Annotated in this window: 1 protein-coding gene; it reads left to right on the top strand. The window is 39.9% G+C overall.

Features of this window, described 5'->3' with window-relative positions:
* The coding region (locus DBR11_RS27570) for an OmpA family protein (RefSeq protein WP_369974467.1) at positions 1-1,321 on the top strand (1,321 nt) is incomplete at its 5' end.
* Between the last annotated feature and the right edge of the window lie 19 nt (positions 1,322-1,340).

Genomic DNA, 1,340 nt, shown 5'->3' with positions numbered 1-1,340 from the left:
GGGTCTGGCAGTTTCTTTTGTCGCTTTAATGGGAGCTACGACTCTTGTTAACGCACAGGACGCTCCTGCTGAGTCTCCGTCTTCAGCCAAGGTATTTGGCGGAAGGGGCCAGTACAGAACCTGGTCAATCGGTGTAAACGCGGGTGTTTTATCTCCGTTCGTTGCTATCGGTGGTTCTAACGATTTCAAAAATGCTGAAGTTAACTTAGGTTACGGAATCTCTTTGAAAAAACAATTAGGTCATGCATTTGGTATCGAGGGTAACATTTTCCGCGGAAAAATCTCTGGTACTAACAAAGACATGCCAGGTGGTGTTGCAAATGGTGTAAAATCATTTGAAACTGATCTTGCTTATTCTGCTGATTTAAGAGGTGTTGTTAACGTTGCAACTGTTGACTTTTTACGTCGCGAAAATTCAGTTAACTTCTTCGTGTCTCTTGGTTACGGTTTAGCTGCTTATGCACCTAAAGTTACTGCTGCAAACGGAACAGTTACTGACTGGAAAGATAAAGCTGGTGATAACCATGACAAAACTTACGTTAAAGAATCTTACATTCCAGTTGGTGCTGGTGTGAAATTTAAAGTTTCTGACCGTGTTGCTTTCAACTTGGGTTATACTATGCACTTTGTTGACGGTGATAACTTAGACGGAGTTTATGCAAAAGGAACGACTAAAGATAAATTCTCTTACGGATACGCTGGTCTTGAGTTCTCTCTGGGTTCTAAATCTAAACCAGATTTGGAATGGGTGAATCCATTGGCTTTGATGTATGATGAATTGAAAGATCCTTCATTGCGTCAAGAAGTTGAAGCACTTAAAACTCGTGTTTCTAACGTAGAGAAATCAGTTGAAGATTTGAAAAAAGATTCAGATGGTGACGGTGTTGCTGATCAGTTTGACAAATGCCCTGGAACTCCAGCTGGTACTGCTGTTGACGGATCTGGATGTCCACTTCCAAAAGCATCTGTTGTAGCTCCTGCTACTAGCAATGTAACTGGTTTCGAGCCAATCCAATTTGAATTCAACAGTTCAGTTTTAAAAACTGAGTCTTATCCAATTTTAGATAAATTATCTTCAGGATTACGTGAAAACGGTGGTAAAGTAACTTTAAAAGGTTATGCTTCAAGCGAAGGTACTGCTGCATATAACTTGAAATTGTCTAAAGACAGAGCTAACTCTGTTAAAACTTACTTAGTAAACTCTGGTGTTAATTCTAGCGCTGTAGTAACTAAAGGTTATGGTGAAGCTAACCCAGTTGCTTCTAACGATACTGAAGAAGGTCGTATCCAAAACCGTCGTGTTGAATCTTCAAGAAACTAATCTTTCTTAAGAACATACA

This window comes from Pedobacter sp. HMWF019, assembly GCF_003061025.1.
Lineage (GTDB): Bacteria > Bacteroidota > Bacteroidia > Sphingobacteriales > Sphingobacteriaceae > Pedobacter.
The sequence above is the reverse complement of the archived record's forward strand: the minus strand, read 5'-3'. Positions and strand labels throughout refer to the sequence as shown.